Source organism: Nitrospirota bacterium, from assembly GCA_016214385.1.
Taxonomy (GTDB): domain Bacteria; phylum Nitrospirota; class Thermodesulfovibrionia; order UBA6902; family JACROP01; genus JACROP01.
In genome coordinates, this window is sequence record JACROP010000153.1 from 1 (window position 1) to 4,518 (window position 4,518).

Below are 4,518 nucleotides of genomic sequence, written 5' to 3' on the forward strand. Positions count from 1 at the left end.
ACATGACTTAATCTTAACATAACTTTCTCATGAAATTGACAAAAGGCAGGATATTCTCTAAAGTTTAGAAAACAATGGAGGTGAGTTATGAGCAACGCAAAAATAACCTTTGTTAATGGCATGCAGTTTGTTGGCAGTGCTGATTCAGGTCATGCAATAGTAATGGATGCCGATGCATCTGTGGGCGGCAATAATACAGGCGTAAGGCCAATGGAGCTTCTCCTTATCGGGCTTGGCGGATGCTCTGGCATGGATGTAGTATCCATACTTAAAAAGAAAAAACAGGATATCAGAGGCCTTGAGATTAGTGTAAAAGGAGAGAAGGCAGAGAGCTATCCTAAAAGATTCACCGACATCGCTATAGAATATATAGTGACAGGCCGCAACCTCTCAGAAGAAGCTGTAAAAAGGGCTATTGAACTCTCAATGGAGAGGTACTGCTCGGTCAAGGCAACCCTTGAAGGCTCTGCAGAGATAAACTTCAGCTACAATATAATTGAGGAATAAGGCTGAGAACAAAAGAAGTTCAATCTAATACCATTAGCCAATTATTATCAAAAAACATCGCAACACTGGGTTTTATAGGCTACCTGCCTGTAGCACCTGGGACTTTCGGGAGTCTTGCCGGCTTTGTCACATTTTTGCTTATAAAAGACCTGCCTGTTTCAGTTTATATCCTGACCATTTCAGCGGTCTTTGTTACCGGTGTTTTTGCCTCAAGAAGGGCAGAGATTCTTTTTAAAGAAAAGGATGCACACTGTATAGTCATAGATGAATTTGCAGGGTTTCTCTTGTCTGTTTTATTCCTACCAAAAGAAATCACTTACCTGCTATCTGCTTTTATCCTCTTCAGATTTTTTGATATCCTGAAGCCTCCACCAATAAGGCTCATTGAACGCAGCGTTAAAGGAGGTCTTGGCATTATGCTTGATGACCTCGTGGCTGCTTTTTACGCCAATATATGCATACAACTGTGGAGATATTTGGTTGCAAACTAAGGAATGAGATTATTTGCAGATGATAACCATTGAGCAGGAGATTGGCGAGCTCCTAATTAAGAAAAGCCTGACCCTCTCAATAGCCGAGTCCTGCACAGGGGGGCTCCTTTCCCACAGGATTACAAATGTCCCAGGAAGCTCTGCATATTTTGAGTATTCTGTGGTATGCTATTCCAAGGCAGCTAAGACCAGATTTTTAGGGGTCAAAGAGGGGCTTATTGAGCAGTATGGCACAGTTAGCGCAGAGGTTACACAGGCCATGGCGCAGGCTGTAAGGAAGCGTGCTAAAACCAGTTTTGGCCTGGCAGTAACAGGGGTAGCAGGGACTGATTCAATGGAAGGTAAATCAGCAGGGCTTGTATATGTTGCCCTTTCTTTTGAGAAGGGCGTTTGTTCCCGGGAATTTAAATTTTCCGGCAGCAGGGAAGAGATAAAAGATCAGGCATCATCTGCTGCCCTATCACTATTAAGGGAGCATTTACAGATTTGAGCCTGAGGTGTTTTATTGCAGTAGAGCTGCCTGAAACAGTAAAGATTGCCCTGAATAATCTACAGGAAGAGTTGAAGAAAACCGAGGCTGATGTTAAATGGGTTAGACCTGATGGTATGCATCTTACGCTCAAATTTCTTGGATATGTTGAGGAAGAAAATATTAAGGAGATTGTAAATACAATGGACCGAATATGCAGAGAATATCCGCCTTTTAATCTTGAGGTCAGAGGTGCTGGGATGTTTCCAAATATAAGGGCTCCGAGGGTTCTGTGGGTCAGTGTGGAAGGCAATAATATCCTTGCAGGACTTCAGGCAGCTATTGAAAAGGAGATGGCCTCCCTGGGTTTTGAGAAAGAAGACAGGCCATTTACAGCTCATCTGACTCTGGGCAGGGTAAAGTCATTTAGAGGGCGTGAAAGATTGATTGAGGTAATGCAATTGCATAAAGAAGACATTTTTGGGTTTATGGAGGTAAAATCCATATCTTTAATGAAAAGTGATTTAAGGCCCACAGGAGCCCAGTATACAAGACTCGCTGAGCTTACCCTGGGGCAAGGAGGGGGAAATGTCTGATAAAGAGCGTTCAAAAGCCCTTGAAATGGCGATCTCACAGATAGAAAAACAATTTGGCAGGGGCGCTATAATGCGGCTCGGCGCTGATGAGATAACTGCAGAGGTAGCTACGATCCCGTCTGGTTCTATTGGGCTGGATATGGCCATGGGGGTTGGTGGGTATCCGAGAGGGAGAGTAATAGAGATATTTGGCCCTGAGTCTTCTGGAAAGACTACTTTAGCCCTGCATGCAATTGCAGAGGCCCAGAAGGCCGGGGGAGTTGCAGCCTTTATAGATGCAGAACATGCCCTTGATGTTAATTATGCAGGTAAACTCGGAGTAAAAGTCGGAGACCTCCTGATAAGTCAGCCTGATACAGGGGAGCAGGCATTGGAAGTTGCAGAGGCATTGGTCAGGAGTGCCGCCCTGGATTTGATTGTTATAGATTCTGTGGCTGCTCTTGTACCCAAAGCAGAGATTGAAGGTGAAATGGGAGACAGCCTGCCGGGGCTACAGGCAAGGCTGATGAGCCAGGCATTAAGGAAACTGACAGCAGCCATCTCAAGGAGTCAGACTACTGTTGTTTTTATCAATCAAATCAGGATGAAGATAGGCGTTATGTTCGGTAACCCTGAGACTACAACTGGTGGCAATGCCCTGAAGTTTTATTCTTCTGTCAGGCTTGATATCAGAAAGATAGACAATCTGAAGGAAAACCAGGAGGCTGTTGGAAGCAGAGTAAGGGTGAAGGTGGTAAAAAATAAAGTTGCCCCCCCGTTTAAACAGGCTGAATTTGATATATACTTTAACGAGGGTATTTCAAAGGTTGGTGAGATTGTTGACCTCGGTGTCGAAAAGGGGATTATAGAAAAATCAGGTGCCTGGTATTCTCATAATGGTAGCAGGATAGGCCAGGGCCGTGAGAATGCCAAAGAATATATGAAGTCAAACCCGGAGATAGCAAAAGCAATCGAGTCCAGGATATTAGAGGCTTACAACCAAAGGAGGTAAGTTATGCCTGTTGATATCAATGCTCTTCTTAAAAAAGCTGTTTCAAAGGAGTCCTCAGACCTTCACATAAAGGTTGGCAGCCCTCCGATTGTTCGCATTAACGGAGAACTTTCTCCAATACGGGATGAGCAGAGATTGACTTCTGAGGATGCTGTAAATATTGCTTTTTCTGTAATGAACGCAGGTCAGAGGGATGCCTTTAAAAAGAAAAATGACATCGACCTTGCTTACAGCGTGCCAGGCCTTGGCCGTTTCAGGTGCAATATCTTTGTTCAGAGAAGCACTATTGGCATGGTCTTCAGGGTTATTCCAATGAGGATACTTGAGATAGAGGAGTTGCACCTCCCTGTTGTCCTGAAAAAGATTGCACTGGAACCCAGAGGGCTTATACTTGTGACTGGTACAACGGGCAGTGGAAAATCGACAACCTTAGCAGCAATGATAGACTTCATAAATTCAAACAAGACCTGTCACATAGTTACCATCGAAGACCCTATAGAGTTCCTTCACAGGGACAAAAGCAGCATAGTCAATCAGCGTGAAGTTGGCTCTGATACAGAGTCCTTCAGCAGGGCGCTGAGGCAGGCATTGAGGCAGGACCCTGATGTCATCCTCGTTGGCGAGATGAGGGACTTTGAGACAATACAGACTGCGCTTACTGCTGCTGAGACAGGTCACCTTGTGCTCAGCACCCTGCATACAGTGGACGCAACAGAGACCATTAACAGAATTATATCAGTTTTCCCTCCGTATCAGCACAAGCAGGTGAGGCTTCAACTGGCGGCTGTCCTTAAAGGAGTTATCTCAATGAGACTTGTTCCGAGGGCCGATGAGAAAGGGAGAGTGCCTGCTGTTGAAATAATGATTTCAACTGCTACTGTCAGAGACTGTATTACAGATTCGGACAAAACAAAGCTCATCCCTGATGTTATTGCCCAGGGCCTAAGCCAGTATGGTATGCAGACTTTTGACCAGTCTCTCATGCAGCTTTATAGAGATGGCCTTATTACATATGAAGACGCCCTGAGAAGGGCCACAAATCCTGATGATTTTGCCCTTAAAGTCAAAGGCATTCAGTCCACGAGTGATGCATGGGAAGAAGGTGGAGGAGCGGTGAAGAGTGAGGAGGAAAAACCCAAGATTGAGAGGTTCGCCCGCTGAGGAGGCCAGGGTTTACGCATTAAGACTCCTTAGCTATCGCTCAAGGAGCAGGAAAGAGCTGACAGAGAGGCTTGTTCAAAAAGGATTTGATACAGACACGGTTGACTCTACAATCGCTGCCCTTGAGCAGGAAGGTTTCATAAGGGATAGTGCCCTGGCGTCTGAGCTCCTCAGGGTTGCTGTAGAGGGGAAGGGTCTTGGCAGAGAAGGCATAAGGGCTTTGCTCACAAAGAGGGGCATAGAAAGAGAGCTTATAAAAGAGACCCTGTCAGGTCTTACAAAAGAAACAGAAGAGGAAACAGC

The 4,518-nt window shown here is 45.2% G+C and carries 7 protein-coding genes; all 7 read left to right on the plus strand.

The features are described 5' to 3' along the window. Nucleotides 1-87 precede the first annotated feature (87 nt). Nucleotides 88-507 carry an OsmC family protein gene (locus HZC12_09555; protein ID MBI5026948.1) on the plus strand — a complete coding sequence of 140 codons (420 nt, stop codon included), beginning with the start codon at nucleotides 88-90 and terminating at the stop codon, nucleotides 505-507. After that, nucleotides 504-998, plus strand: coding sequence for a phosphatidylglycerophosphatase A (locus HZC12_09560; GenBank protein ID MBI5026949.1), 495 nt, complete (start codon nucleotides 504-506; stop codon nucleotides 996-998). Before HZC12_09555 ends, HZC12_09560 begins: the two co-directional genes overlap by 4 nt. A gap of 19 nt (nucleotides 999-1,017) precedes the next feature. Continuing rightward, nucleotides 1,018-1,488 carry a CinA family protein gene (locus HZC12_09565; protein MBI5026950.1) on the plus strand — a complete coding sequence of 157 codons (471 nt, stop codon included), beginning with the start codon at nucleotides 1,018-1,020 and terminating at the stop codon, nucleotides 1,486-1,488. After that, complete coding sequence (thpR, locus tag HZC12_09570; protein ID MBI5026951.1) at nucleotides 1,485-2,063, plus strand: RNA 2',3'-cyclic phosphodiesterase; 579 nt, start codon at nucleotides 1,485-1,487, stop codon at nucleotides 2,061-2,063. Before HZC12_09565 ends, thpR begins: the two co-directional genes overlap by 4 nt. Next, nucleotides 2,056-3,054, plus strand: coding sequence for a recombinase RecA (gene recA, locus HZC12_09575; GenBank protein ID MBI5026952.1), 999 nt, complete (start codon nucleotides 2,056-2,058; stop codon nucleotides 3,052-3,054). Before thpR ends, recA begins: the two co-directional genes overlap by 8 nt. A gap of 3 nt (nucleotides 3,055-3,057) precedes the next feature. Continuing rightward, nucleotides 3,058-4,215: a type IV pilus twitching motility protein PilT gene (locus HZC12_09580; GenBank protein MBI5026953.1), complete on the plus strand. Its 1,158-nt coding sequence runs from the start codon at nucleotides 3,058-3,060 to the stop codon at nucleotides 4,213-4,215. Then, on the plus strand, nucleotides 4,196-4,518 hold a 323-nt coding region (locus HZC12_09585), incomplete at its 3' end, for a regulatory protein RecX (protein ID MBI5026954.1). The genes HZC12_09580 and HZC12_09585, both read left to right, overlap by 20 nt.

Excerpts from the sequence above, each read along its gene's own strand:
- HZC12_09565 (MBI5026950.1), top strand. The coding sequence starts at position 1,018 with ATGATAACCATTGAGCAGGAGATTGGCGAGCTCCTAATTAAGAAAAGC.
- HZC12_09555 (MBI5026948.1), top strand. The coding sequence starts at position 88 with ATGAGCAACGCAAAAATAACCTTTGTTAATGGCATGCAGTTTGTTGGC.
- recA (MBI5026952.1), top strand. The coding sequence starts at position 2,056 with ATGTCTGATAAAGAGCGTTCAAAAGCCCTTGAAATGGCGATCTCACAG.
- HZC12_09580 (MBI5026953.1), top strand. The coding sequence starts at position 3,058 with ATGCCTGTTGATATCAATGCTCTTCTTAAAAAAGCTGTTTCAAAGGAG.